This window comes from Shewanella schlegeliana (assembly GCF_016765635.1).
Taxonomy (GTDB): Bacteria; Pseudomonadota; Gammaproteobacteria; order Enterobacterales; family Shewanellaceae; genus Shewanella; species Shewanella schlegeliana.
The window spans coordinates 21,687-46,216 of record NZ_JAESVD010000003.1 but is presented as its reverse complement, the minus strand read 5'-3'; the positions used below and the strand labels follow the sequence as shown (position 1 = coordinate 46,216).

At 46.5% G+C, this 24,530-nt stretch carries 22 protein-coding genes and 1 riboswitch; of the genes, 12 read left to right on the top strand and 10 right to left on the bottom strand.

Going from position 1 to position 24,530, the window contains the following annotated elements; all coding sequences use genetic code 11:
• Positions 1-98: 98 nt before the first annotated feature.
• From JMA39_RS05655 to JMA39_RS05615, 9 genes are all read right to left on the bottom strand, one after another.
• Entirely contained in the window at positions 99-1,337 is a 1,239-nt protein-coding gene (locus tag JMA39_RS05655) for a RidA family protein (protein WP_202720867.1), read from the bottom strand.
• Between the two features lie 188 nt (positions 1,338-1,525).
• Complete coding sequence (gene ureG / locus JMA39_RS05650) at positions 1,526-2,149, bottom strand: urease accessory protein UreG (protein WP_202720866.1); 624 nt, start codon at positions 2,147-2,149, stop codon at positions 1,526-1,528.
• 107 nt (positions 2,150-2,256) lie between these two features.
• Entirely contained in the window at positions 2,257-2,940 is a 684-nt protein-coding gene (locus JMA39_RS05645; RefSeq protein ID WP_202720865.1) for an urease accessory protein UreF, read from the bottom strand.
• 3 nt (positions 2,941-2,943) lie between these two features.
• Positions 2,944-3,462: an urease accessory protein UreE gene (gene ureE / locus JMA39_RS05640; RefSeq protein ID WP_202720864.1), complete on the bottom strand. Its 519-nt coding sequence runs from the start codon at positions 3,460-3,462 to the stop codon at positions 2,944-2,946.
• A gap of 79 nt (positions 3,463-3,541) precedes the next feature.
• On the bottom strand, positions 3,542-5,245 hold the full coding sequence (ureC, locus tag JMA39_RS05635) for an urease subunit alpha (protein WP_202720863.1): 1,704 nt from the start codon (positions 5,243-5,245) through the stop codon (positions 3,542-3,544).
• 2 nt (positions 5,246-5,247) lie between these two features.
• Positions 5,248-5,565 (bottom strand): urease subunit beta, encoded by a 318-nt coding sequence (locus tag JMA39_RS05630; RefSeq protein WP_202720862.1) that lies wholly within the window; start codon positions 5,563-5,565, stop codon positions 5,248-5,250.
• A 48-nt stretch (positions 5,566-5,613) separates the two neighbouring features.
• The gene (ureA, locus tag JMA39_RS05625; protein WP_202720861.1) at positions 5,614-5,916 is read right to left on the bottom strand and encodes an urease subunit gamma; all 303 of its coding nucleotides are present in this window, start codon (positions 5,914-5,916) and stop codon (positions 5,614-5,616) included.
• Between the two features lie 72 nt (positions 5,917-5,988).
• Positions 5,989-6,906, bottom strand: coding sequence for an urease accessory protein UreD (locus tag JMA39_RS05620; RefSeq protein ID WP_202720860.1), 918 nt, complete (start codon positions 6,904-6,906; stop codon positions 5,989-5,991).
• Positions 6,907-7,139: 233 nt separating this feature from the next.
• Positions 7,140-7,310, bottom strand: coding sequence for a hypothetical protein (locus JMA39_RS05615; protein WP_202720859.1), 171 nt, complete (start codon positions 7,308-7,310; stop codon positions 7,140-7,142).
• Between the two features lie 351 nt (positions 7,311-7,661).
• On the opposite strand from JMA39_RS05615, the gene JMA39_RS05610 reads away from it, so the two are divergent.
• Positions 7,662-8,405, top strand: coding sequence for a hypothetical protein (locus tag JMA39_RS05610; RefSeq protein WP_202720858.1), 744 nt, complete (start codon positions 7,662-7,664; stop codon positions 8,403-8,405).
• Between the two features lie 70 nt (positions 8,406-8,475).
• Here the strand turns inward: JMA39_RS05610 and metH are convergent, their stop codons facing one another.
• A complete protein-coding gene (gene metH / locus JMA39_RS05605; RefSeq protein WP_202720857.1) occupies positions 8,476-12,231 on the bottom strand; it encodes a methionine synthase in 3,756 nt (1,251 codons plus the stop codon).
• 260 nt (positions 12,232-12,491) lie between these two features.
• Here metH and cobC point away from each other — a divergent pair, with 260 nt between their 5' ends.
• From cobC to JMA39_RS05550, 11 genes are all read left to right on the top strand, one after another.
• The gene (gene cobC, locus JMA39_RS05600; RefSeq protein ID WP_308440730.1) at positions 12,492-13,151 is read left to right on the top strand and encodes an alpha-ribazole phosphatase family protein; all 660 of its coding nucleotides are present in this window, start codon (positions 12,492-12,494) and stop codon (positions 13,149-13,151) included.
• A 411-nt stretch (positions 13,152-13,562) separates the two neighbouring features.
• Positions 13,563-13,715, top strand: a riboswitch (cobalamin riboswitch).
• 130 nt (positions 13,716-13,845) lie between these two features.
• Positions 13,846-14,736, top strand: coding sequence for an ABC transporter ATP-binding protein (locus JMA39_RS05595; protein WP_237732666.1), 891 nt, complete (start codon positions 13,846-13,848; stop codon positions 14,734-14,736).
• Entirely contained in the window at positions 14,729-15,784 is a 1,056-nt protein-coding gene (locus tag JMA39_RS05590; RefSeq protein WP_202720856.1) for a FecCD family ABC transporter permease, read from the top strand. The genes JMA39_RS05595 and JMA39_RS05590 overlap by 8 nt, the downstream gene beginning before the upstream one ends.
• A gap of 103 nt (positions 15,785-15,887) precedes the next feature.
• Complete coding sequence (gene cobT, locus JMA39_RS05585; protein ID WP_202720855.1) at positions 15,888-16,916, top strand: nicotinate-nucleotide--dimethylbenzimidazole phosphoribosyltransferase; 1,029 nt, start codon at positions 15,888-15,890, stop codon at positions 16,914-16,916.
• 118 nt (positions 16,917-17,034) lie between these two features.
• Complete coding sequence (locus JMA39_RS05580; RefSeq protein WP_202720854.1) at positions 17,035-17,814, top strand: adenosylcobinamide-GDP ribazoletransferase; 780 nt, start codon at positions 17,035-17,037, stop codon at positions 17,812-17,814.
• The gene (gene cobU / locus JMA39_RS05575; RefSeq protein ID WP_202720853.1) at positions 17,811-18,353 is read left to right on the top strand and encodes a bifunctional adenosylcobinamide kinase/adenosylcobinamide-phosphate guanylyltransferase; all 543 of its coding nucleotides are present in this window, start codon (positions 17,811-17,813) and stop codon (positions 18,351-18,353) included. Before JMA39_RS05580 ends, cobU begins: the two co-directional genes overlap by 4 nt.
• Before the next feature lie 42 nt (positions 18,354-18,395).
• On the top strand, positions 18,396-19,925 hold the full coding sequence (locus JMA39_RS05570) for a cobyric acid synthase (RefSeq protein WP_202721280.1): 1,530 nt from the start codon (positions 18,396-18,398) through the stop codon (positions 19,923-19,925).
• Between the two features lie 363 nt (positions 19,926-20,288).
• On the top strand, positions 20,289-20,906 hold the full coding sequence (gene cobO, locus JMA39_RS05565; RefSeq protein ID WP_202720852.1) for a cob(I)yrinic acid a,c-diamide adenosyltransferase: 618 nt from the start codon (positions 20,289-20,291) through the stop codon (positions 20,904-20,906).
• 171 nt (positions 20,907-21,077) lie between these two features.
• Positions 21,078-21,677: a TnsA endonuclease N-terminal domain-containing protein gene (locus JMA39_RS05560; protein WP_202720851.1), complete on the top strand. Its 600-nt coding sequence runs from the start codon at positions 21,078-21,080 to the stop codon at positions 21,675-21,677.
• The gene (locus JMA39_RS05555; protein ID WP_202720850.1) at positions 21,670-23,523 is read left to right on the top strand and encodes a Mu transposase C-terminal domain-containing protein; all 1,854 of its coding nucleotides are present in this window, start codon (positions 21,670-21,672) and stop codon (positions 23,521-23,523) included. The genes JMA39_RS05560 and JMA39_RS05555 overlap by 8 nt, the downstream gene beginning before the upstream one ends.
• 2 nt (positions 23,524-23,525) lie before the next feature.
• Positions 23,526-24,524: a TniB family NTP-binding protein gene (locus JMA39_RS05550; protein ID WP_202720849.1), complete on the top strand. Its 999-nt coding sequence runs from the start codon at positions 23,526-23,528 to the stop codon at positions 24,522-24,524.
• Positions 24,525-24,530 lie beyond the last annotated feature (6 nt).

Here is a 24,530-nt window from a genome sequence, read left to right as displayed (position 1 = left end):
TAATTTTCAATATAGAAAAATAATTTTCCAGAAAAAGCTCCTATTCAGGCGTTGTGAATAGGAGCCTTCAAGATACCTAGTCGTCTAACAACGGCTTACTATGCTTGAGGTGGGGTACCTTCACAGTTTGAAATAACCGCATCAATTTGTACTAAAGCGCCCATTGGTAATGTCGACACTGCAAAGACGGTTCTTGCTGGCAGCTCCTTTTTGAAAAAGTTGCTGTAGACTTGGTCGATTGCGTCCATATCTTCGATATTGGCAACTTGAATATTGACCTTGACCACGTCATCCATCACATGTGCAACGCTCTCGATAATCGCTTTTATATTGTTTAAACATTGCTTAGTTTGCTCAGCGACATCTGGGCTAACTATTTCTCCCGTTGTGGCATCGATTGGCAACTGGCCTGAAACATGGTTGTAGTGTGAAAATGCAACAGTGTGCGAGTAGGGCGCTTTTGGCGCATTGTTGGTATTACTTGCTTCTATCATGATGAAACGGCTGTCTTCTTGTGGTTGTGGTGGCGTGCCGTCACCATGCGACACGACGGTATCTATTTGCACTAAAGCCCCCATTGGCAGTTCTGTTGCATTGACTATGGTACGTGCAGGTACGTAGCCGTTGAAAAAGGTTGAACACACTTCATTTACCGCGGCTATGTCTGCAAGATCTTTAAGGTAGATGGTTGTTTTTACAATATCGCCCATCACATGATTGATGCTCTCTAATACTGCTTTAATGTTATTTAAGCACTGCTTGGTTTGTTGCTTGATACCGCCGGCAATCAATTTCCCCGTTGTTGGCTCGATAGGGAGTTGTGCCGAAAGGTTATTGTAATGAGAGAAGGCGACAGTCTGTGAGGAGATGGCACTGGTTGGCGCATCTTGAGTATCTCTAGAGACTTTCACCAATGGGCACGGAGCTTGTGGTGCAGTGCCTTCGCCATTTGAAATCAAGGCATCCATTTGCACCAAGGCATCACTTAGGGGTAACGCTTTTACTGCCACAACAGTGCGAGTTGGCAGCGGCGCCGAAAAGAATGTGCCATAGACTTCATCAATAGCATCCATGTCGTCGATATTCTTAACAAATACCGTGATTTTGACCATGTCGTCCATAACGTGACCGATACTTTCAACGATGGCCTTTATATTGGTTAAGCATTGCTTTGCTTGATCTTTTACATTACCAACAACAATATCACCCGTGTTTGGGTTAACCGGCAGTTGTGCTGAAATGTTGTTGTAATGAGAGAAGGCGACAGTTTGTGTAGACAGCGCATTTTGTGGCGCATTGGCTGTGTTTTTTGAAACTTTTATGATGTCGTGACTCATGTTGATTATTTACCTCTAGGTTTTTAATCCGTAGATTTCAGGTTGTGGTGTTTGCATCGCATTGAGATGAAAATCACCGTTGAGTTGATAGCAGCTAATGACTTGCTACTTAATTCGTGACAGCTTACGAGTCATTGCAGGCAGCAGTCACTTGAAGGGGAGCTGCTATGCCGTATGAGGGGCAGCCGTTAGCTATTGAGCATGCCCGCAGTTTCGATAAATGTGATGATCTCTGGTACGCCTTTGCCAGTTTTCATATTGGTAAAAACATAAGGTTTTTCAGGGCGCATGCGCTGGGTGTCTTGATCCATTACCACAAGAGAAGCGCCAACATAGGGAGCAAGATCGATTTTATTAATCACTAATAGATCAGAGCGGGTGATCCCTGGGCCACCTTTGCGGGGAATTTTTTCACCCTCGGCCACATCGATGACATAGATGGTGATATCTGCCAGCTCAGGGCTAAAGGTTGCGCTTAAGTTATCGCCACCACTTTCAACAAAAACCACATCTAAGTTTTTGTGGCGCTTTGCTAACTCCTCCACAGCGGCTAAGTTCATAGATGCATCTTCGCGAATGGCGGTATGGGGACAGCCGCCAGTTTCGACGCCGATAATCCGGTCTGCATCTAAGGCTTCTGCGCGGGTTAAAATCTTGGCATCTTCTTGGGTGTAAATATCGTTAGTGACGACAGCAATTTGGTATTTATCCCGCAGTGCTTTACACAGCACTTCTAATAGCGCTGTCTTTCCTGAGCCCACGGGGCCACCTACGCCGATCCGCAGTGGTTGTTTGTAATCTAATTCAGTCATGTTTGTTCCTAAGTAGGATTAAGGCGTGTTTAAGCCACAGCCTTAGGTGAGATCTGCTCGAATGGTTGCGAGCACAGTTCAATTGTTGTGGATTAAAACCGTTGCGGCTAAGAACGAAATAGCCGAGTGTATTGATGCTCATGACGGCAACTCGCCATCACCTGTGCCGGTGTAAAACTGCCTATCTCATCATCTTGTATGGTGAGTGCTTTCTCTACCGCTGCTGGAATACAGCTTGCCAGTGACATCAATAGCTGTTGGCCGACACTCTGGCCAAGTGGAACCAGTTTTATCCCCACAACGACGGCATTTTCAAGCCAGCTCCATAAGTAGCCCCCTAGTGCTTTTTCTAGCGGGATTTGCCATTGATTGATGGCTAAAGCAAAGGCGGCTAACTGAGAGGTTTGCACCATAGTGGTTAGCTCTGGGGTTAATCTCAGCCCAAGCTTTGGTAGTAATTGGGCATAAGCGATGCCTCGTTGATACTCTTCTAGTCGTAGCTCTTTAGTTTCACGGCTAGCAGTTAAATAGTGACACCAAGCTTGAGCTTGCGCGTATTCACTGGCTGCTAGGTAACCTTGAATTCGCACTAAAATAGGCAGCTCAAGATGGGTTAAACTTTCAAGCATCTGACTCTTGAGCCACTCTTCTAGCGCCTCGGCTGTTGATACCCAGCCCTGTTCAATTGCCCACTCCAAACCTTGAGAGTAGGTAAAGCCTCCAACAGGGAGAGAGGGGCTTATCAACTGGTACAAGCGCAACTCTGGCAGCATGTTTTGGATGTTGTACATGGCTTAATGTTCGTGGCTGTGGGAGTGCTCGTGATGATGGCTGTTAGCCATTTTTTCTAAGCTGCTGTCGTAAACTTCTCCATGGGAATGCCCACCTGTAGTGCCGCCATAAGCGCCGGGTTCAGGTTGGAATGCTGCACTCTCAACCTTCACCTCAAGCCCCAACCCCATCAGCATTTCATCTAATACATGATCGTGTTGATATCGGCACCATCCGGCTTCAACTTGTAGTGGCACATGTCGATTGCCTAGGTGATAACAGCCCTTGGCAAAAAGGGTCGCATCATGGCTACGAGCGGTGGATACTTGCTCTTTAGCTGCAACGACTTCAACCACAAAGCCATCGTCGCTAGCCAGTAATGACCCATGGTGCAAAATGTGTCCTCGAGGTAACATCAAGCCGGCATCTTGACCGTCTTCAAGGACGATACGTAATCGACTTTTTGTGCGTTCAACCATGGTTAAACACACTTTTGCATCAATGTGGGATGCTTGGGGTAATATCTGGGTTAACTTAATCATTTTGACCTCTTCAATAAGCCGACTGAGTCAATAGGGCAACATTCGGCATGGCTTTGAAAGTTAAAACAAACTCAAACAATTAAAATAAGAAGTAGCGTTGTGCCATTGGCAGCTCCGCAAGGGGCTCACACACCAAAGGCATGCCATCGGCTTTTACCACATAAGTTTGTGAGTCGAGCTCGATATGCGGTACATAGCTGTTGTGGATCATGTCCTGTTTACTGATATTGCGGCAGCCTCTAACCTCACCGATAAGGTGAGTTAACTTGAGCTTTTCTGGTATGGCGGCCTCAATTGCCGCTTTTGGCAAGAAGGTCATGGATGTAGCAGCACGGGCCTTGCCTGTTGCGGCATACATAGGCCGATAGTGCACGGGTTGTGGTGTAGGAATGGCACCATTAATATCGCCCATCGGCGCATAAACAGTTAGGCCGCCTTTGAGCACTAACGCGGGTTTGACGCCAAAAAATGCGGGATCCCACAGCACGATATCCGCCAGTTTGCCCACTTCAATGGAGCCCACTTCATGGCTTATGCCATGGGCGATAGCGGGATTTATGGTGTACTTGGCGACATAGCGTTTTAGGCGAGTATTATCTGCATCCTCACTGTCACCCTCGAGTGGTCCACGTTGTAACTTCATTTTATGGGCACATTGCCAGGTACGCATGGCGACCTCGGCCACGCGTCCCATTGCTTGAGAATCCGAGCTCATCACCGAAATTGCGCCTAAGTCATGCAAAATATCTTCAGCGGCAATGGTTTCACGACGAATGCGGGACTCAGCAAAGGCAACGTCTTCAGCGATAGCGGGATCTAAATGATGGCATACCATCAACATGTCTAAATGCTCATCCACGGTATTGACTGTGTAAGGCATGGTCGGATTGGTCGAGGCCGGGATGATATTAGGCTCCCCCACCGACTTGATGACATCGGGAGCATGACCGCCGCCAGCACCTTCAGTATGGAATACGTGAATGACGCGATCGCCAATGGCGTTAGCGGTTGCTTCGTAAAAGCCGCCTTCATTTAAGGTATCGGAGTGGATAGCCACTTGCACGTCCATCTCATCAGCAACACTTAAACAGGTATCGATGGCGGCTGGAGTTGCGCCCCAATCTTCATGAATTTTCAGCCCCATAGCCCCGTTGCTGATTTGTTCGCGAATGGCATCAGGGTTACTCACTGTGCCTTTACCGAATAACCCCACGTTGATGGGTAACTCATCTGCCGCTTCTAACATGCGGTGCATGTTCCAAGTGCCTGGGGTTACTGTAGTGGCCGTTGAGCCCGCAACAGGGCCTGTACCACCACCAATAAAGGTGGTTGTGCCAGCACACAGACCTTCTTCAGCCTGCTGCGGGCAGATAAAGTGAATGTGAGTGTCAATCGCGCCAGCGGTAATGATTTTTCCTTCACCTGCGATAGCTTCGGTACCTGCGCCAATAACGATGTCGACATTAGGTTGTACATCGGGGTTGCCAGCTTTGCCTATACCGACAATACGGCCATGCTTGATGCCGATATCGGCTTTGACTATGCCCCAATGATCGAGAATGAGTGCATTGGTAATCACGGCATCAACACAATCTTGACTCAATACCTGACTTTGCCCCATACCATCGCGGATCACCTTGCCGCCGCCAAACTTAACTTCTTCACCATAGGTGGTGAGATCTTTTTCAACCTCTAAAATCAATGCTGTGTCAGCTAAACGCACACGGTCGCCAGCCGTCGGGCCAAACATATCGGCATAAGCCTGTCTTGAGATTGTAGCCATACTTACTCCTTAATTTTCCCCATGATCTGGCCATCAAAGCCTTGAATAATGCGCTTGCCGGAAAAAGCGACTAAGTCAACTGTTCGGCTTTGCCCCGGCTCGAATCGAACAGCCATCCCTGCGGGAATGTCGAGGCGAAAACCTAAGCTCTGGGCTCGGTCGAAACTTAAAAACTGATTCACTTCGTAAAAGTGATAATGAGAACCAACTTGAATAGGGCGGTCGCCAATATTGGCGACCGATAGTGTTCGCTTTTGATAGCCTTGATTGAGCGCAATCTCACCAAGATTCTTATTTATTATAATTTCACCCGGGATCATGGTGTGGTCCTTAAACAACGTATTCGATTAACCGTTAACAACATCTTTTTAAACTATGGGTTCGTGGATGGAGACCAACTTGGTGCCATCTGGAAAAGTGCACTCCACCTGCACGTTATGCACCATCTCAGGTACACCTTCCATAACCTGCTCTGAGGTTAAAATTGTGCGGCCATAATTCATCAGTTCAGCTACTGTGCGGCCATCTCTAGCGCCCTCTAAAATGGCACTACTGATTAATGCGACAGCTTCCGGGTAGTTGAGCTTTAAGCCTCGTGCCAGCCGACGCTCGGCGAGTAGGCCAGCGGTAAATAGCATTAACTTATCTTTTTCTCTTGGGGTTAGTTCCATGGCATAACTCTCTTTAAAATCAATGGGGTTGTAGGTGAAACTTTGAGTTCTATTAAGCGTGAATGGCAGAGCTTAAGTTGACCAAATCCTCGGTACATCGGGGAGCTGACCAAACCAATGTTGGCGAACGCAGCGCCAGATCTGTACAAAACTGGCCATCATAGGTTCGGTTTGATGCCCCAAGGCACGTACCACCAATAAACTATTTTCAGCCGGACTGTTGAGGGTCATTGCACTACTCATTGAGGAGCTGCCTAGCTCACTTGACCCCAGCACAATCTCAGTTGCGAAGCGCGCTTGCTGCTTATCAATCACTTGATTCACTTTGTCGATAAGCTCGCGATCAACAGGGGTGATATACAGGCTTCCAGTCATAGCGAAGTTGCGCATTGCAGCTGCTTGCTTGAATTGAAACTGATCTTGAACCCGTAGACTTTCAGTCAATAACACCTTGTTATCACGACAAATAAAGGTCTGGCCTAAGACTTGTCCGTAATTGAACTCTTCTCCAAGTTGTGGACGACCGAAGCATTGCATTTCCCAGCCAATAAAACGGGCATTGGCGGTTAAATTCACCTGAGTGAGTAACTTACAGTTAGCACCAGGGAAGAAAATATTCTCCATGGGAAGCCACTCGAGTAAGCCAGATGCTGCCACGCTCAATTGTTGGCTTTGCCAGGCCTGCTCTGCATTACTGCGATAAAACTTAGTCGCCCCCGGAGTGGTTAATAACGCATGGGCCTGTTCTTCGACATCAACAGTGAAGCTGAGTTGATCGCCGCCAACCACGCCACCTGGTGGGTGTAAAAGATAGGTATGACAAGCCGCACCTTCGGGGAAAAATGTCTTTTGAACCGTTAACGGCCCTATTTGATGGCGCTCTAAAAGCCGAGTTTTTTCTCGCTTAATGCCATATTTAAGGCGCAGTTCCGCACGCCAGCCAGCATCAGACTCTGGGCGTTTAAAGCACACGCTTTGTGGAATATTCATTATTCAAATTTATCCAAATCATGAAGGCAAAATCGCAAGCCAACAGATCACACTTACAAAACATGAGCATGTGATCCTGATATAGATTTTGAAAAACGCGCGCAACTAGCTGGCCCAAACAATCTAAAGTTGTTGAGAATTTAGGCTGACAGCGGCGACAAGAGTGCCAAATGATCCTGTGCTAGAACGGCTGCGTGCGCTTTAAAATCTAATGAATAAAAAGTAGTGAATAGTTAGCGCTTTGAACGAACCCAAATCGCATAGCCGGCAACAATAGCGGCAAGTAAGATAAGTGGTGCAACATCAGATAGGTGGTGGAATAAGCCAACAGCACCATGACCTGGGTGTGCCCATGAAACAGACGGGATCAATAGCATGATCAATGTAGGAAGAAGACTCTTCATTGTGTATATCCTGAAATAAATTGTGGTAAGCAGTGCGGAGGAAAGAACATTCCTCCTGAGAAGCCGCCATAGTAAACCTTTTCGGCCGAAAAACAATGACAGAGATCACTAAGTGAGCGACAAGTGCGAAGAAAATCTGATTTTTAATGGGATTAAGTCGCGAGAGGGAGGCTTGTCTTTATATACAATAGCTTGGGTTTGAATTAAGCCACAAGCCATATAAAGCCTAGTGTTCATGCATTTTACAGGTTGAAAGTGAGCACCTATAGTTAATGCACAATGTTGTCTGTATTTTGTTCTGAAACTTTTTATTACTTATGCAGATAATGAGTTGATTGAGCGGAGCGGAATATGGCCCTTCATAAAAGTAAGGCGGAGATCTTCCCTTTACTTCACCTGCTTGATGATTTTAGTCACTTTCAATTACAAGGTGGCTTTATCCAAACATTAGCTGAAAAAGATCTGCGCCTACGGGCACCTTCTTCTATTGAGTTAGATGAGTCATCCGTTATACCTTGCGTTAGCATTTATGATGATTCTCGTCATGAGAACACCACTGATTTACAGCAATTCTTCTGTAGCAAGAGTGCCGATGATAATGCTGCCATTCAGCAAATTTTCAATACTCTGACCCCAGTGAGTCACCTATCGGAAAGCCGGCATCAAAGACACTATCGCTTAGTTGCTTTCGCAGAAGAGGAAAAGCGAACGCCTGTGGCTTTTGTGACCTTTAATGTTGGATTAGTCGACTCTTGGTATTCAGATGATAATACCTGTCATGAGCGGCAAATTGGTGGCTGTTGTTATTTGCTGTACGCCTATGTGGTACCAAAGTGGCGTCATCTCGGGGTTGGTAGTTGCCTTTTTCATCTTATCTCAAATCTATTTTGGGCTCAGCTACAGTTTATCGATACGCAGGCTAAATCCCATCATTTAACTATGGTGCCTTTGGTTTATGAGAGTGAGGCTGCTAAAGGAGCGGAAGGCTTGTTGAGTCAAGTTGCGATGACGATTAATCAGTATGAGGCTTTATCATTGAATAATGATAAAGCCTCGACGAATGTTAAGCCTTGTATGAGTAATATTTCTGTCTGATTCTTTGTTCTAGAGCTTCAGATTTGCGGCAAGGCTTTATTCTGGAACACTCTTTATTCAGGATCACTCTTTATTCAGGATCATAGTCTAGTACAGGGGCTAGCCAGCGCTCGGTCTCTTCTATGCTCATGCCTTTACGCGCCGCATAATCTACTAGTTGATCGCGACCGATGTTGGTCACGCCAAAGTAGCGCGATTGTGGGTGGGCAAAGTACCATCCCGATACCGCTGCGGTTGGGAACATGGCATAGCTCTCGGTGATCTTAAGGCCGATAGTTTCATCAGGCTTTAACAAGTCCCAAAGCAAGCCTTTCTCAGTGTGATCAGGGCAAGCCGGGTAACCCGGTGCCGGGCGAATCCCCTTGTATTTTTCTTTGATAAGCGCTTCGTTATCTAGGCTTTCATCGGCAGCATAACCCCAGAACTCTTTACGCACCCGTTCATGCATCCGTTCGGCAAAGGCTTCGGCTAAACGGTCAGCCAAACATTTGAGCATAATCGCGCTGTAATCGTCGTGGGCTGCTTCAAATCGGGCCACATGCTCGTCAATACCGTGACCTGCGGTGACAGCAAAGCCACCCATGTAATCGGCAACGCCACTCTCTTTTGGCGCCACAAAATCGGCTAGAGAGAAGTTGTCATTGCCCACACGTTCAATCTGCATCCGCAGGTGGTGAGTTGTGAGTGCAACTTCGCTACGAGTCTGGTCTGTGTAAAGCTCAATATCGTCATAATTGACGGTATTAGCAGGGAATAAACCAATCACGGCTTTGGCGGTTAGCCACTTTTCACTGATGATTTTATTGAGCATCTCCTTGGCGTCGCTGTATAGCTTACGCGCCTCAACACCTACCACTTCATCTTCTAAAATACGTGGGAAGTGTCCATGTAACTCCCAGCTGCGAAAGAAGGGGGTCCAGTCGATACGTTCCAGCAGATCTTCTAATGGGTAGTCATCAAATACCTGTCGACCAAGCTGGTTAGGCACAAATGGGTTGTAGTTAGCCCAGTCGTGTTGGCAGCGGTTTTCACGAGCCGCTTCTATAGAGGTGATCTCTTTACGTTTAGCCTGAGAATTACGTTTATCACGCATCATCTGATATTCGGCGTAGGCCTCGTCGATAGTGGCTTGGCGCGTTTCATTGTTGATGAGTTTTGACACCATAGGCACGGCGCGGGAGGCGTCAGCAATATAGATGGCCCCCTCTGGCGAGTGAGGTGCAATTTTTACCGCAGTATGAATTTTAGAGCAGGTGGCACCGCCAATAATCGATGGAATGGTTAAGCCTGCCTTATGGAAGCTCTTAACGTTATGCACCATCTCATCGAGGCTTGGGGTGATAAGTCCTGACATACCGATAATGTCGACATTTTCAGCTTTAGCCACCTCGATTATTTTCTCGACCGGCACCATGACGCCTAAGTCGATGACCTCATAGCCATTACAGGCTAGCACCACGCCGACGATATTTTTACCTATGTCGTGCACATCGCCTTTCACCGTGACCATTAAAATTTTGCCGTTTGACTGCCCCTCGACTTTTTCGGCCTCGATATAAGGGTTTAAGTAAGCCACGGCTTTCTTCATCACTCGCGCTGATTTTACCACTTGTGGCAGGAACATCTTACCTGAACCAAATAGATCCCCAACGATGTTCATGCCGTCCATCAAGGGGCCTTCGATCACATCTAGTGGTCGAGACGCCGCCGCTCTGGCTTCTTCGGTGTCTGCATCGATAAAGTCGGTGATACCTTTTACCAGTGCATGGGCTAAGCGCTCATTTACAGGTTTACTGCGCCACTCTAAATCCTCTTTCTTAACGGCTTGACTGCCGTCGCCACGAAACTTCTCGGCGACTTCTAGCAATAACTCGGTATTACTCGAGTCTGCGCTCGGGCAAGGCTGGTTTTGTACAATCGCTTCGACTTTCTGTTTTAGCTCTGGATCGATATCATCATAAATCGCCAGCTGGCCAGCATTGACAATACCCATGTCCATACCCGCTTGAATCGCGTGATAGAGGAACACGGCGTGAATCGCTTCGCGAACAGGGTTGTTGCCACGAAACGAGAAAGAGACGTTCGACACTCCGCCCGAGATCATCGCATAAGGTAGGGTGCGCTTTATTTCGCGAGTGGCTTCGATAAAGTCGACTGCGTAGTTGTCGTGCTCATCGATACCCGTAGCGATGGCGAAGATGTTGGGGTCGAAGATGATATCTTCTGGTGGAAAGCCGACCTTATCGACGAGCACATTATAGGCACGGGTACAGATCTCGATTTTGCGCTCTTTGGTATCGGCTTGGCCGACCTCATCGAAGGCCATGATGATAGCTGCTGCGCCGTAACGCTTAACCAGTTTGGCCTGTTCGATAAACTTCTCTTCACCCTCTTTGAGTGAGATTGAGTTAACGATGCCTTTGCCCTGAATGCACTTTAGACCCGCTTCAATCACCTCCCATTTGGAGGAGTCGATCATGATTGGCACTCGTGAGATATCTGGCTCAGAGGCGATAAGGTTGAGAAATTTTTGCATCACCTCAACACCGTCGAGCATACCTTCATCCATATTGATATCGATGATCTGTGCGCCATTCTCGACTTGATCGCGAGCAACTGATAGCGCTTCTTCATATTCCCCTGTCTTGATAAGGCGTAAAAACTTAGCTGAGCCGGTAACGTTGGTGCGCTCACCCACATTTAAAAATAGCGAGTTTTCATCTATGGTTAGCGGCTCAAGCCCCGATAGACGGCAGGCTACAGGAATATCGGGGAGTTTGCGGGCATGATGCTTAACTACGGCATCGCGTATAACGCGAATATGCTCTGGCGTGGTACCGCAGCAGCCGCCGATGATGTTGAGCAGGCCTTCCTCTGCCCACTCTTCGATGACCTCAGCCATTTGCACGGGAGTCTCATCGTAGCCGCCAAATTCGTTCGGCAGTCCGGCGTTCGGGTGAGCCGACACGAAGCACTCAGAGATTTTAGATAGCTCTTCTACATATGGACGAAGTTCTTTTGGGCCGAGGGCGCAGTTAAGGCCAATCGATAGTGGCTTAACATGGCGCAGCGAGTTATAGAAAGCTTCGGTAGTTTGTCCGGTAAGCGTGCGGCCAGAGGCATCGGTGATGGTGCCTGAGATCATAATGGGCAGACGGAAGCCTTGAGTGTCATACACAGTTTCGATAGCAAATAACGCGGCTTTGGCGTTAAGGGTGTCGAAAATGGTTTCTACCATGATGATGTCGCTGCCGCCAGCAATCAGACCGTTGATTGACTCGATATAGGCTTCAACCAGTTCATCGAAGCTCACGTTACGGTAACCCGGGTCGTTCACATCTGGGCTGATAGAGCAAGTACGGTTTGTTGGCCCTAGTACCCCCGCCACATAGCATTTGCGGCCCGTTTCAGCTTCGACTTCATTGGCCGCTTCACGGGCGAGGCGTGCGCCAACGAGGTTGATTTCGGCCGAGTGCGCTTGCATGTCGTAGTCGGCCATGGCGATACGCGTGGCATTGAAGGTGTTGGTCTCGATAATGTCTGAGCCCGCGAATAGGTACTCTTTATGGATCTGTTTGATGGCCTCTGGCTGGGTGAGCACCAACATGTCGTTGTTACCCTTTACATCACAATGCCAGTCTTTGAACTGCTCGCCACGAAAGTCGACTTCCTCAAATTTGCGATCTTGGATCATGGTGCCCATTGCGCCATCGAGGATAAGGATCCCATCATGAAGTTTTTGGGTAAGCTGTGCTAAAACCTTATCGGCCGTGTCTTGAGTATGTGCTACTGCGCTCAAGGCATGTGTTGGGGTACAGGTTGCCATAGATAATTCCTACCAGTTCGCAAAAAAGTATATTCTTAATTATTTTTCGTAAATGCTCTTATGTAAGTCGTGTCCATTATTTTCATTTAGGCGACCCAATGTTGGATTGCCAATTATTTTGTTTGGACATTTATACGTATAGACGTCCATAATACGTGAGGCGTGACGAAAAGTGCAAGTGTTAAAGCATGATACTTTTTCAGCATTAAAAGCCAATGAATTTTAACTAAGTGGCTGATAAATAATGAAGGTAAGCGGGAATGATGCAAACCACTAAGGTTATTTTACTCAGGCATGGCGAATGTGAAGGTGGCAATATTTTGCGCGGCCAGATCGATGTGGCACTTACTGAGCAGGGAAAAAAGCAGATGCAAACGGCGCTTTCCCCCTTGTTTTCAAATGAGTTTTCAAATGAGTTTTCAGGAACGTTGTCAGATGAGTCTCCTGATGATTGTCTGCCCGATATTGTGATGAGTTCTCCGCTTATTCGCTGCGCTAAGGTCGCTCAACAGTTTGCCGAGAAACATCAGTTAGGCTTTGTCATTGAAGACAGATTTAAAGAGCTGAACTTCGGTGATTGGGATGGGAAAACATTTGATACGCTTTACCAGTGTTATGCCGCAGAGCTTGATGCTTACTGGGCAAACCCTTGGAAAATACCGCCACCCAATGGCGAATCGATGCAGGCGTTCGAGTATCGTATCGGCGATGCGTGGCAGAGTATGCTTGAAGCGCATCAAGGGCAGTGTGTGTTATTGGTGACTCACGGCGGCGTGATCCGTCACTTGATCGCCAAAGCGTTAGGGGTCAGCCAGGCTGGTGGTTTTTACACTTCGCTTAAACTGCCCTATGCCGCCAAGGTAGAGATAGATGTATTGCACGATAGCGACAAGCAGTACATGACACTCAATTGGGGTTAATAGAAGGGTTAAAACAAGGACCGAGGAAAGGCAAAGAAAGGTCCTAGGTCATAGGAAAAGAAGGGCCTAGGAAAGGCAAAGAAAGGCCCTAGGTCATAGGAAAAGAAGGACCTAGGAAAGGTAAAGAAAGGTCCTAGGTTTTAGGAAAAGAAGGTTCTAGGAAAAGCAAAGAAAGGTTTTAGGTCCTAGGAAAAGCAAAGACGGGAGAAGCCGGAAAAGCAAAGAAGAGACAAAGGTCGTGATTTTTGCTTTTCCTAGCAGGGCGCAGCCCGTCCTCGAAGCGAAGCGTCCTAGGATCTAGGACCTTGTTTTAATTTGCTAGATAAGAAAAAAGCTCAGCACGCAAATGCTCGAAGGCGTGTTAAACTGCAGCGTTATCATTTTTAGCGTTGAAATTGGCTTCAACGTCAGTGATAAAAAAGAAAGTTAGGTGCTTAACGGCATAAAGGGAACCGGAAGCTGACTGTAAGCCTTGGCTGAGTCCGGACTGTACCCGCAACTGTAGGGAAGATTGGCCTCGCGCAATTTTCCAAGTCAGATACCTGCCTAACTTAATCTTGTTCAATACATCTTCTTCTGTATGTATTGATGGTTAAAAGTGTATTCCTATACGCATTAACTCGAGCGGGCGACTCGAGGGAGACAAAAAAATGAAACTAGAGACTGGGCTAAGAGGCTGGGGCGAATGCCTGTCATGACAAAATGGACAGGCGTAAACAACCCTTGTACCCAAGCTGACTCTGACGCAAAAACAGTGCTGTCGGTGCAAGACTTAGGCTGGCAGCTAGGTGGTAAAGCGATTTTATCGGCCATTGAATTTAGCCTCGCTGAAGGCAAAATGTTGGGCATTATTGGCCCTAATGGTGCGGGTAAGTCGAGTCTACTACGCTGCCTATACCGCTTTATTAAACCCACATCAGGTTGCATTCATCTGTTTGGCGACGAAATTAATACCTTGTCGGCCAAAGCGTTTGCGCGGCAGATTGCCGTTGTGCTGCAAGACACCCCACATCATTTTGAGATGACCACCGCTCAGCTTGTGGCGTTAGGGTTAACTCCCCATAAAGGTGCGTTTGACTTTACCAGTCGCGCTGACCGTGAAGTGGTCGCTAAGGCGCTTGAAAAAGTGGGCCTACAAGATAAAGCCAATCAAGCCTATGAGAGCTTGTCTGGCGGGGAAAAGCAGCGTGCCTTGATTGCTAGAGCCATAGTTCAGCGACCTAAACTGCTTATTCTCGATGAGCCCACTAACCACTTGGATATTCGCTATCAGATCCAAACCTTGGAGCTGCTGCGAAGCCTTAATATTACCGTTATCACCTCAATTCACGATCTTAATCTCGCCAGTGCACTGTGCGATGAGTTACTGCTATTAAATAATGGCCGCAGTGTGGCAAAGGGCTCGCCAAAAAAGGTACTGACCGAACAGCGCATCGCCGAGGTATTTGATGTGTGCTGTGAAATTCGCCCACACCCACAACATGGTAACCCGTTGATTAGTTACTTTTATGGTTATGACGTTTCAGCGCATCACGCTCGCCATGATTCAACACGGGTCGATATGGTTGGAGGCCAAGATGACTAACCCCTCTATTGATCAGGCTGGTGGGATTAAGCAGTCGCAGCGGCCAATTGAGTTTCTGCTGTTTGTATTACTCGCTTTTTTAACCTTGCTTACGCCATTTGCAGCCACAAGCTTTGGTGCGGCGAGCATTAGCTCTGCCGATGTGTTCTATGTACTCAGTCATAAGCTATTGGGAATTGGCGAATCATTGGGAGTGAGGGAGCGAATTATTTGGGAGCTGCGTTTACCGCGAGTGTTACTGGCCTTTATCGCCGGAGCGGGTTTGTCGATAGCGGGCAGTGTGCTGCAAACCGTGACTCGTAATCCGTTAGCCGACCCCTATCTTTTTGGGATCTCATCCGGCGCTTCTTTTGGTGCCGTGGTGGCGTTAACCTTCTTTAGTCAAAGTATGCTCTGGCTCAGCCTGCCTGTTGGCGCCTTTATCGGTGCTAGCCTTTCTGTGGTGATGGTGCTGAGCCTATGCGGCCGCAACTTAAGTACTCAGGTTGAGCGTATGCTGCTTTCAGGGGTGGCTATCTCGTTTATGTTTGGCGCGATGGCAAGCCTGATGTTGTATTTTTCCAGCCCACAAGCCGCGGCCTCTGTGCTGTTTTGGACCTTAGGTAGCTTTGCCAAGGCCAGCTGGCATGGCCTGTGGCTACCCGCTGCAATCGTGCTGATTGCTACCTTGATTATCTTATTGAATAAGAGGCAAATTGTAGCGATGCGAGCCGGTGATGAAACCGCCCATACCTTAGGGGTTAACGTGGGTCACTTGCGGCTTTACATGTTGTTATTGTGCTCGCTAATCACCGCGATTCTGGTGGCTAACTGTGGTGGAATTGGCTTTATCGGCTTGATGGTGCCACATACAGTGCGCTTGCTGTTTCCGGGGCGATATCCACTGTTATTAACGGCGCTGCTTGGCGGATTATTTATGGTCTGGGTCGATGTATTAGCCCGAACAGTGCTGAGTTACCAAGAGCTGCCGGTGGGGATTATTACCTCGGTGATGGGCAGTATTTTCTTTCTATTTATTTTAGGCAGTCGCAGCGCTAGGCGGATCTAGCTAAACATCGCAGAAGTGATAGTGGTGGTAGGTTTGCTAGTAATGGCTGTTGTGATAGTCGTGCGCGTAATTAATCCTTATTGAGCGGTTAGGGGAGCTAAAGATGTTTGATATTAAACCTGTAAGTACTGAATTTGATGATGTCATTCAGCAAAAAATAGACACAAAAACTAAGCCGCTAGGGGCATTGGGCGACTTGGAAACCTTGGCGCTGCAAATCGCTCGTGTATTGGGTAAAGACAAGCCGCAAATTAGCAATCCAAAGATGATGGTATTTGCTGCCGACCACGGTATTGCTGATTCAGGCGTATCGATAGCACCAAGTGAAGTCACCACACAGATGGTGTACAACTTTATGAATGGTGGTGCGGCAATTAACGTGTTTACCCGTCAGGTTGGTTTTGGCTTAGAGGTGATTGATTGCGGCATCTTAAAGCCGATAGAAAACTTACCCGGTGTGATTAATCAGCGTTTAGGCTCCGGTACCGGCCCTATCCACAAACGCGCAGCCATGACTCTTGGCGCGGTGAAGCAAGGCTTTAAGATGGCGAGTGAGAGAGTCGAGCTACACCATCAAAACGGTTGCAACTTGATTGCCTTAGGCGAGATGGGCATCGGCAACACTTCGTCTGCTGCAGCGATGATGGCAGCGCTAACAGGAATGAAGGCTGAAGATTGTGTTGGCCGAGGTACGGGCATCGATGCGGCAACTTTTAAGCGCAAGAAGATGCTAGTTGAGCAAGCGCTACTGCTACACCATTGTGAGTTTGACGATCCTATGCAGGTGCTCGCTTGTGTTGGCGGCTTTGAGATTGTGCAGATGACGGGGGCCATGCTTGCCGCCGCTGAGCGTAACATGCTCATTATTGTCGATGGTTTTATTGCCAGCGCAGCCGCATTAGCCGCAGTGAAGATTAACCCGAATGTACGTGACTATATGATTTTTGCTCATCAATCTGACGAGAAGGGTCACTGCTTTATGCTGGAGTTTTTGCAGGCTAAACCACTATTAAAGCTCGGTATGAAACTCGGTGAAGGCACGGGCGCGGCGCTAGCCTTACCGCTAATTCAAGCGGCAACAAATTTCTATAACGAGATGGCCAGCTTTCAAGATGTAGGGATAGAGATTTAGTTTTGAAAAGAAGGGCCTAGGTCCTAGGAAAAGAAAAATCCAGGTACTAGGGCATTACTGTTAGCCTCTTTTGTAGAGCCTAGAGCCTAGAGCCTAGAGCCTAAAATCGGAGATTTACATGCAAGCTTGGCAAAAACAGCTCAATCTTTTCTTTATCGCGATGGGATTCTTTACTCGAATTCCTATGCCGAAATGGATTGAGGTGGATGCAGATAAACTTAATAAGGCGAGCCGATACTTCGGTCTGGTGGGCTTGCTGGTGGGCATCATTAGTGCGGCGGTTTACAGCTTGATGCTGCAGTGGGTATCGCCCTCCGTTGCGATAGTGTTCGCCATGATAACCAGCGTGTTAGTCACGGGGGGCTTTCATGAAGATGGTCTAGCCGATACTGCCGATGGCCTAGGGGGCGGCTGGACGGTAGAGGCCAAGCTTAGCATCATGAAGGACTCGCGCCTTGGCAGCTATGGGGCGTTAGCGTTGGTGTTAGCCTTATTGCTCAAGTGGCAGCTGCTAACAGAGCTTGCGCTGTTTGACCCAAGCAGTGTCAGTCTCGCGCTGATTGTTGGTCACTGTCTAAGTCGTGTCGTTGCCGCGAGCTTTATTTTCTCTGAGCCATACGTGAGTGAGTCAGATACCAGCAAGAGTAAACCCCTTGCCCAAGAGCAGGGGATAAACGAATTATCTATCTTGCTGATATTAGGCCTATTGCCACTGCTGTTAGTTGGTTTAGTGCCTGCATTAGTGCTGATTACGGGTCTTATCATCGTACGCTACGGTTTTATCAGGTTGTTTCGAAGCCAGATTGGTGGCTATACCGGTGACACTTTAGGTGCCGCCCAGCAAGGGGCTGAGTTGAGTTGTTATCTACTCTTGCTTATTTTAGGAGTCAGCTGGTGATCCATCTGGTATTAGGCGGTGCTCGCAGCGGTAAGAGCCGTTTCGCCGAGGCGCAAGTGAAACAGCTTTTAGTTAAGCCCCAAGACAATGTTGATAGCGAGTGTTTCTACCTCGCTACCGCGCAGGCACTCGATAGCGAAATGGCTCAGCGTATTAATCACCATCAAACTCAGCGTCAAACCGATGAAATTAACTGGCGTACCATAGAGTGCCCGCTTGAGTTAACTACCGCCTTAAAGGCACACGCCACCGAAAGCAGCATCATCTTAGTCGATTGTCTAACTCTCTGGTTGACCAATCGCTTGCTAAAGCCTGAGGACGACTGGCAACAGGTTAAGACTGCATTTTTGCAGACATTGACAGAGCTGCCGGGTAGTGTGATTTTGGTGAGCAACGAAGTTGGCTGCGGCATCGTGCCACTAGGGGAGTTAAACCGTCGTTTTGTCGATGAGGCGGGCTGGCTGCATCAAGAGATTGCGGCAATAGCAGACAGAGTTACCTTAGTGACCGCGGGTTTGTCACAGTGTCTAAAAGGTTAGGGGGGCCAATTCGTGGCAACATCAAATAAGAGCAAAGTACTGATGGTGCAGGGCACCACATCGGATGCGGGTAAGAGCACCTTAGTGGCGGGTCTGTGCCGCCTATTTGTAAGACAAGGCGTTAGAGTTGCGCCATTTAAGCCGCAAAATATGGCACTTAATAGCGCGGTGACGATCGATGGCGGTGAGATTGGTCGTGCGCAAGCCTTGCAAGCCGTAGCCTGTAAACTTGAGCCACAAATCGACTTTAACCCTATTCTTTTAAAGCCAAGCTCTGATACTGGTTCACAAGTGATTGTGCATGGTAAAGCTTTGATGAAGATGGAGGCTGAAGACTATTTTGGTAAAAATGCCCAAGGATATCGGGTCAAGGCCATGGCCGCAGTACTGGAGTCTTATCAGCGTTTAACCGCTAACTACGACATGTTGCTGGTGGAGGGAGCGGGTAGCCCCGCTGAGATTAATTTGCGCGAAGGTGATATCGCTAATATGGGCTTTGCCGAAGAGGTGGATTGTCCGGTGATCATCATTGCCGATATCGATAAGGGCGGCGTATTTGCTCACTTAGTCGGTACCTTGACTCTTTTGAGTGATACGGAGCGGGCGCGAGTAAAAGGTTTTGTGATCAACCGTTTTCGCGGCGATATTAGCTTGTTGCAAGGCGGCTTAGATTGGCTAGAAAACTACACTAATAAGCCTGTACTGGGAGTATTGCCTTACCTGCATGATCTGCACTTAGACGCCGAAGATGCCTTGATTGCCGCACCAGAAAAGTCTAGCGAGGTAAAACTTAAAGTCTTGGTATTGGTATTGCCACGCATTAGCAACCATACCGACTTTGATCCCTTAAGGCTCAATCCACAGATAGACTTTAATTATGTGTCTTTGCAGACTCAAGCTCAAAGCCAGTCTCAAAGCAAGCAGCCGCTGCCGAGCGCAGATTTAATTATCATACCTGGCAGCAAGAATGTTCGTGCCGATCTAGCGTTTATCCGCCAGCAGGGCTGGGACACAGAGATAGATAAACATCTGCGTTATGGCGGAAAGGTGCTTGGGATCTGCGGTGGTTACCAGATCTTAGGTCTGGCGATCGACGATCCAAATGGGATCGAAGATAGTGCGGGTAGCAGTGACGGTCTAGGTCTACTGCCTTTGGTGACAGAACTAACAGACACTAAGGTGCTACAGCAGGTCGAAGGGCATTTATCTTTACTTGGTGAAAGCGCGAGTGTTCAGGGATATGAGATCCATTGCGGTCAATCTCGTCTGTTAATGCCGCTGGCTCAGCCATTAACCCTTACTCCTAAAAATGGCGAGCAAGTTAATCTTGATGAACAGCCTAGTCAAGCTGAGGGCATATTATCCAGCGATGGTCAGATATTCGGGACTTATCTACATGGCTTGTTTGATTCGCCAGAGGCATGCCAGTTGATCCTCAAGTGGGCAGGGATGGAGCAGGCCGAGGTGGTCGATGTTAATCGAGTGCGTGAGCAGCAACTCGACCGACTCGCCGATGTACTTGAGCAGCATTTAGATCTCGAACGTCTCGAGCAGATCTGGGATCCCTGTTAGGGGGCGGGTTAACGTTACCCTTAATAACCTGGTGAGTGCATACTGAGTATTGTGAATAAGTCGAAAAATGTATTTATAAGCGCTAAGCAGTAGAAAAGCTCTTAATGCTGTAAAAACCGTCTTTTTGACTGAAAGTTAAACGTAACTTGTGTGCTAACTAAACGATTTAAATATGATGTGCGGACGTCATAAATATAACTGTTCAAAGCCTCGCCATTACTGAGTTTGGCTTGTGTTATTAAACGTAATAAATGAATGCGTTTCTTATGGGGTGAAGTGCTTTTTCTAGATGGTAATAGCTGAACATTTTTAAATGAGTTAGCAAATTAGATTGGTGTTTAAGGGATAAAATAGGGACGTAATATGACGGATAATAAGTCGACCGAGGACGTGAAAGCTGAGCGCCATAAAGCGCGCCAACAACGGATCAAAGAGGGAGTCGATGCCAAGATCTCTCGTGCTCAAGAAGAGAAAGGGATCTTGTTGGTATTAACTGGTAACGGTAAAGGTAAATCCACCTCTGGTTTTGGCACGGTTGCCCGTGCAGTTGGTCATGGCAAAAAAACCGCTGTGGTGCAATTTATTAAAGGCAACTGGAACTGCGGTGAGCGCAGCCTGCTAGAAGGCGCTGGCGTCGAGTTTCATGTGATGGCAACAGGCTTTACTTGGGAAACCCAAGACAGAGAAAAAGATACTGCAGCAGCGCTGCGAGCGTGGGAGGCCGCAGAGAAGTTACTTAAAGACGACAGTGTCGATCTAGTGATGCTCGATGAACTGACGTACATGATTAGCTATCACTATCTAGAGGTTGAGCGGGTGATTGAAGCGCTAAAGCATCGCCCACCCATGCAGCACGTGATAGTGACGGGCAGAGCGTGTCATCGGGCGATTATCGAGCTGGCTGATACGGTGAGTGAGGTGCAGTCAGTCAAGCACGCGTTTGAAGCTGGAATTAAAGCCCAGCCCGGCTTCGATTACTAAATTTCGTCCATGTTGTTTAAAGCATAAGTCTGCATAAATTACATATAAGTCTGCATAGCGACAAATAAGTGTGCATAATTTGAACTATAAGTTTACATAGTGTAGTGTTTATTTGTCATTTAACTACATCCGAGTGTTTTTATGTATCAAAGAAACATAAAGCACTCTCGCGTGAAGAATCTCTTTAAGTTCGCTAGCTTAAAGAATCGTGCTTCGTTAACGCTAGAGTCTTCATTAGAGTTTGATGCTTGTTTTCATTTTGAATACAGTAAATCGGTGTCAGCCTTTGAAGCACAACCTATCGGTTTTTATTACCAATATTACGGTAAGTCCCTTCCTTATACCCCTGATTTTCTGGTCTCAAGCGCAGATGGTAAGCAGATCTACTATGAAGTTAAGTGTTCAAAAGAGGCTAGTGATCCAGAGGTAAAGCACAGGTTTAAGCATAAACAGCAGTTTTGTATTGAGCTTGGTATAGAACTCAGATTGATCACAGAACGACAGCTACACAAAGGTCCACTCCTTAATAATCTTAAACTGTTACACCGCTATTCTGGAGATTCAAAATACAATACTCAAATTGAATGGGTATTGTCATTGGTACGTAGGCTTGGTGTCGTGACAGTGCGTGAGTTACTTGATGAATCCAAGTTAACCCAAGGGCAACTTAATAAACTGGTTCTAATTGGCGCATCACAGGGGCTAATACAGTTTGACTTAGATGCGACTCCTTTTGGTTTAGATACTGAACTCTCTATCGCCCATGGATGAAGATACTGACCTATTTAGGGATGAAATTGACGAGCTAGATGCAGAGCTTTTTAGTGTAAATAGTGATGCCGAAGTCTCGATTAGTATTAATGCTAGCAAATCTCTCGAGATGTATGATCAACCAATTCAATATGAAACTAAAAAGCGTTTGTACTACATCAGGTTTATTGAAAAACGTATAGATGGAGGCTGGACCCAGAAGAATATTGATCCTCTGCTGGCACAGATGACCTCCTATGATAATGAATCTAAGCCAAAGTGGCGTGCTATTGCTGCTTGGTATAGTAAGTTTCGAAAGTCTAATTTCTGTATAACTGCACTTATTCCCTCCCATGGCAAAAAAGGTAACAGAAGCCTTAAAAATAGCAGTGGGGATTTTTATTTTAATAAAGCATTAGAAGATAAGTATTTGCGAAAGGAGCGTCCAAGTATCGCAACTACCTATCGTTATTATTGTGATCTAATTCAAGTCGAAAATAGCCGTTTAGTTTCAGGAGAAATTATTCCTATTTCCTATACTGGCTTTAATGCTCGTATTAAAAATTTAGAACCCTATGATGTTGACTTAGCTCGTTTTGGTCGTAGCTATGTGCAAAAAAAATACAAGCTAGGTGATAAATTTGCTGAGCCAACCAGTGTCATGGAGCGAGTAGAGATTGATCATACGGTACTAGATTTCACCGTATTAATGGAAGATAACCAGACCGTGATTGGTCGGCCAACCATTACCGCACTCGTTGATTGCTACAGTAGTTGTGTTGTGGGTTTTTACGTCAGTTTTAATGAGCCTAGTTATTTATCTATTCGAGCAGCATTAATTAATACGATGCTGAGCAAAGATGATGTAATAGATAGATTTTCAAGTATTAATACCGAGTGGCCTTGCCATGGAAAAATTGAGCTTTTAGTCGTTGATAATGGGGTTGAGTTTTGGGGGGATTCGTTAGAGTCAGCTTGTAAAGAGCTTGGTATTAACACGAGTTACAATCCCGTTGGCAAACCTTGGAAAAAGCCCAAAGTCGAGCGCTTCTTTAGAACGTTAAACACTGAGTTTTTAGACTCACTTCCAGGGAAAAACTTTAGAAGTGTAGACGCCAAAGGGGATTATCAACCTGATAAAGAAGCTGCCATAAGTTTTAGTTTGTTTAATGAATTACTGCACAAATGGATTATTGAGGTTTATAACCAAAAAGCAGATGACCGAAAAACACGAGTGCCAATTGCAAAATGGTATGAGGGGATGTCTGTTTACCCACCGATCCAATATACCGGTGATGACCAAGAGCATCTGTGTGTCAAACTAGGAATTTTAGACACTCGTTCTATTTCAAAAGATGGTATACAGTTTTTGCACTTGCGGTACGATTCACCGGAGTTATTGGAGTATCGAAAATACACGCCAGTTGCCTCTAAGCGTGGCTTGAAAGCTGATATTAAAATTAACCCTCATGATTTAAGCTACATTTATGTTTATCTTGAACAGCAAGAGTGCTACCTCAAGGTGCCCGCTAAAGATTCCGGTGACTATATCATTGGACTCACGCTAACTCAGCACAAGGTCAATATTAAGAATCGCCGAAAAAACGTTACCGACTCTCAAGACTCAGTATCGATTGCGCAGAGCCGGTTGGAAATTGATCAGATGGTCAATCAAGCATGGGCTAACAAACAAAAGCAAAAAGGAATGAAGAAGTTAGCAAAATACCAAGGCATTGACAGTAATACTGCTCATTCAACGGTACCTGTGAATACCTCGCAAACTTTACCATCTGTGAAGGCGCCTAAAAATGATAACAATAGCATCGACACCTTTGATTGGAATAGTGATGACATAGAGGCGTTTTAAGTATGGATATAATGGCTACAGCGACACAGTTTTCCTTATGTTATATAGAGCACGATCATGTGAAAAATATAATGGATGAGCTGGACAGTTTAAGATCGCGGCGTTTGCTCTCGAAAGATCAGCAATGCATCTTGATTACGGGTGAAGCTGGAACAGGGAAAAGTGCTTTGATTGACCATTACAAGGACAAGGCATTGGCCTCTCAACTAAGTTGTAGACAAACGCCAATATTAGTAACTCGTATATCTGCTAAGCGTGACCTGGATAGTACTCTCGTTCAGATGCTTCATGATCTTGAGCTATTTGGTACTAGTCAATACAAGCGCCGGGGCTTTGCTACAAATTTAGAGCAGAAGTTAGTAAATGCCTTAAAACGCACTAAGGTTGAGCTGATTATTATCAATGAGTTTCAAGAGATACTCGAATATAAAAGTAAGCAAGAGCGTCAAGCTATTGGTAACTCTCTAAAATACATAAGCGAGGAGGCTCAAGTTCCGATAGCTTTTGTAGGAATGCCATGGGCTGAGCAAATTTGCGAGGATCCTCAATGGGAATCTCGACTTATTCGTAGACGAAAACTGACTCATTTTCATTACATAGATAATGTTAAAAGAAAATATTATCTCAGCTATATCAAGGGTTTGGCCTGTCGCATGCCACTTGCGTTTCCACCAGATTTTGCATCTCCAGATCTCTCTGCTCGTTTATTTGCCGCAAGTAACGGTGAAAATCGTTTATTAAAAGAATTATTAATAGAAGCGTTAATTTGTGCATTAAATCAAAAGAGTAATACGATATCTATAAGGCACCTGATATCAGCTTACTCAAGGCTGTTTCCTGAGCAACCCAATTTGTTCGAAATTCCTATTGAAAATTTGAAGTTTAAAGAGGTTGAAAGTGCTTCACGCATTAACTCTGATATGCAAACTGTTGATCAGCTTACAATAGGTCCAAAGTATACTAAGCCGATGGCGCTCAATGATATCTTGAGTTTGAAGTAATGAAGG

Bases quoted from the DNA above. Each gene is read 5' to 3' on its own strand.
- JMA39_RS05655 (WP_202720867.1), bottom strand. From the start codon at position 1,337: ATGAGTCACGACATCATAAAAGTTTCAAAAAACACAGCCAATGCGCCA.
- ureG (WP_202720866.1), bottom strand. From the start codon at position 2,149: ATGACTGAATTAGATTACAAACAACCACTGCGGATCGGCGTAGGTGGC.
- JMA39_RS05645 (WP_202720865.1), bottom strand. From the start codon at position 2,940: ATGTACAACATCCAAAACATGCTGCCAGAGTTGCGCTTGTACCAGTTG.
- ureE (WP_202720864.1), bottom strand. From the start codon at position 3,462: ATGATTAAGTTAACCCAGATATTACCCCAAGCATCCCACATTGATGCA.
- ureC (WP_202720863.1), bottom strand. From the start codon at position 5,245: ATGGCTACAATCTCAAGACAGGCTTATGCCGATATGTTTGGCCCGACG.
- JMA39_RS05630 (WP_202720862.1), bottom strand. From the start codon at position 5,565: ATGATCCCGGGTGAAATTATAATAAATAAGAATCTTGGTGAGATTGCG.
- ureA (WP_202720861.1), bottom strand. From the start codon at position 5,916: ATGGAACTAACCCCAAGAGAAAAAGATAAGTTAATGCTATTTACCGCT.
- JMA39_RS05620 (WP_202720860.1), bottom strand. From the start codon at position 6,906: ATGAATATTCCACAAAGCGTGTGCTTTAAACGCCCAGAGTCTGATGCT.
- JMA39_RS05615 (WP_202720859.1), bottom strand. From the start codon at position 7,310: ATGAAGAGTCTTCTTCCTACATTGATCATGCTATTGATCCCGTCTGTT.
- JMA39_RS05610 (WP_202720858.1), top strand. From the start codon at position 7,662: ATGGCCCTTCATAAAAGTAAGGCGGAGATCTTCCCTTTACTTCACCTG.
- metH (WP_202720857.1), bottom strand. From the start codon at position 12,231: ATGGCAACCTGTACCCCAACACATGCCTTGAGCGCAGTAGCACATACT.
- cobC (WP_308440730.1), top strand. From the start codon at position 12,492: ATGATGCAAACCACTAAGGTTATTTTACTCAGGCATGGCGAATGTGAA.
- JMA39_RS05595 (WP_237732666.1), top strand. From the start codon at position 13,846: ATGACAAAATGGACAGGCGTAAACAACCCTTGTACCCAAGCTGACTCT.
- JMA39_RS05590 (WP_202720856.1), top strand. From the start codon at position 14,729: ATGACTAACCCCTCTATTGATCAGGCTGGTGGGATTAAGCAGTCGCAG.
- cobT (WP_202720855.1), top strand. From the start codon at position 15,888: ATGTTTGATATTAAACCTGTAAGTACTGAATTTGATGATGTCATTCAG.
- JMA39_RS05580 (WP_202720854.1), top strand. From the start codon at position 17,035: ATGCAAGCTTGGCAAAAACAGCTCAATCTTTTCTTTATCGCGATGGGA.
- JMA39_RS05570 (WP_202721280.1), top strand. From the start codon at position 18,396: ATGGTGCAGGGCACCACATCGGATGCGGGTAAGAGCACCTTAGTGGCG.
- cobO (WP_202720852.1), top strand. From the start codon at position 20,289: ATGACGGATAATAAGTCGACCGAGGACGTGAAAGCTGAGCGCCATAAA.
- JMA39_RS05555 (WP_202720850.1), top strand. From the start codon at position 21,670: ATGGATGAAGATACTGACCTATTTAGGGATGAAATTGACGAGCTAGAT.
- JMA39_RS05550 (WP_202720849.1), top strand. From the start codon at position 23,526: ATGGATATAATGGCTACAGCGACACAGTTTTCCTTATGTTATATAGAG.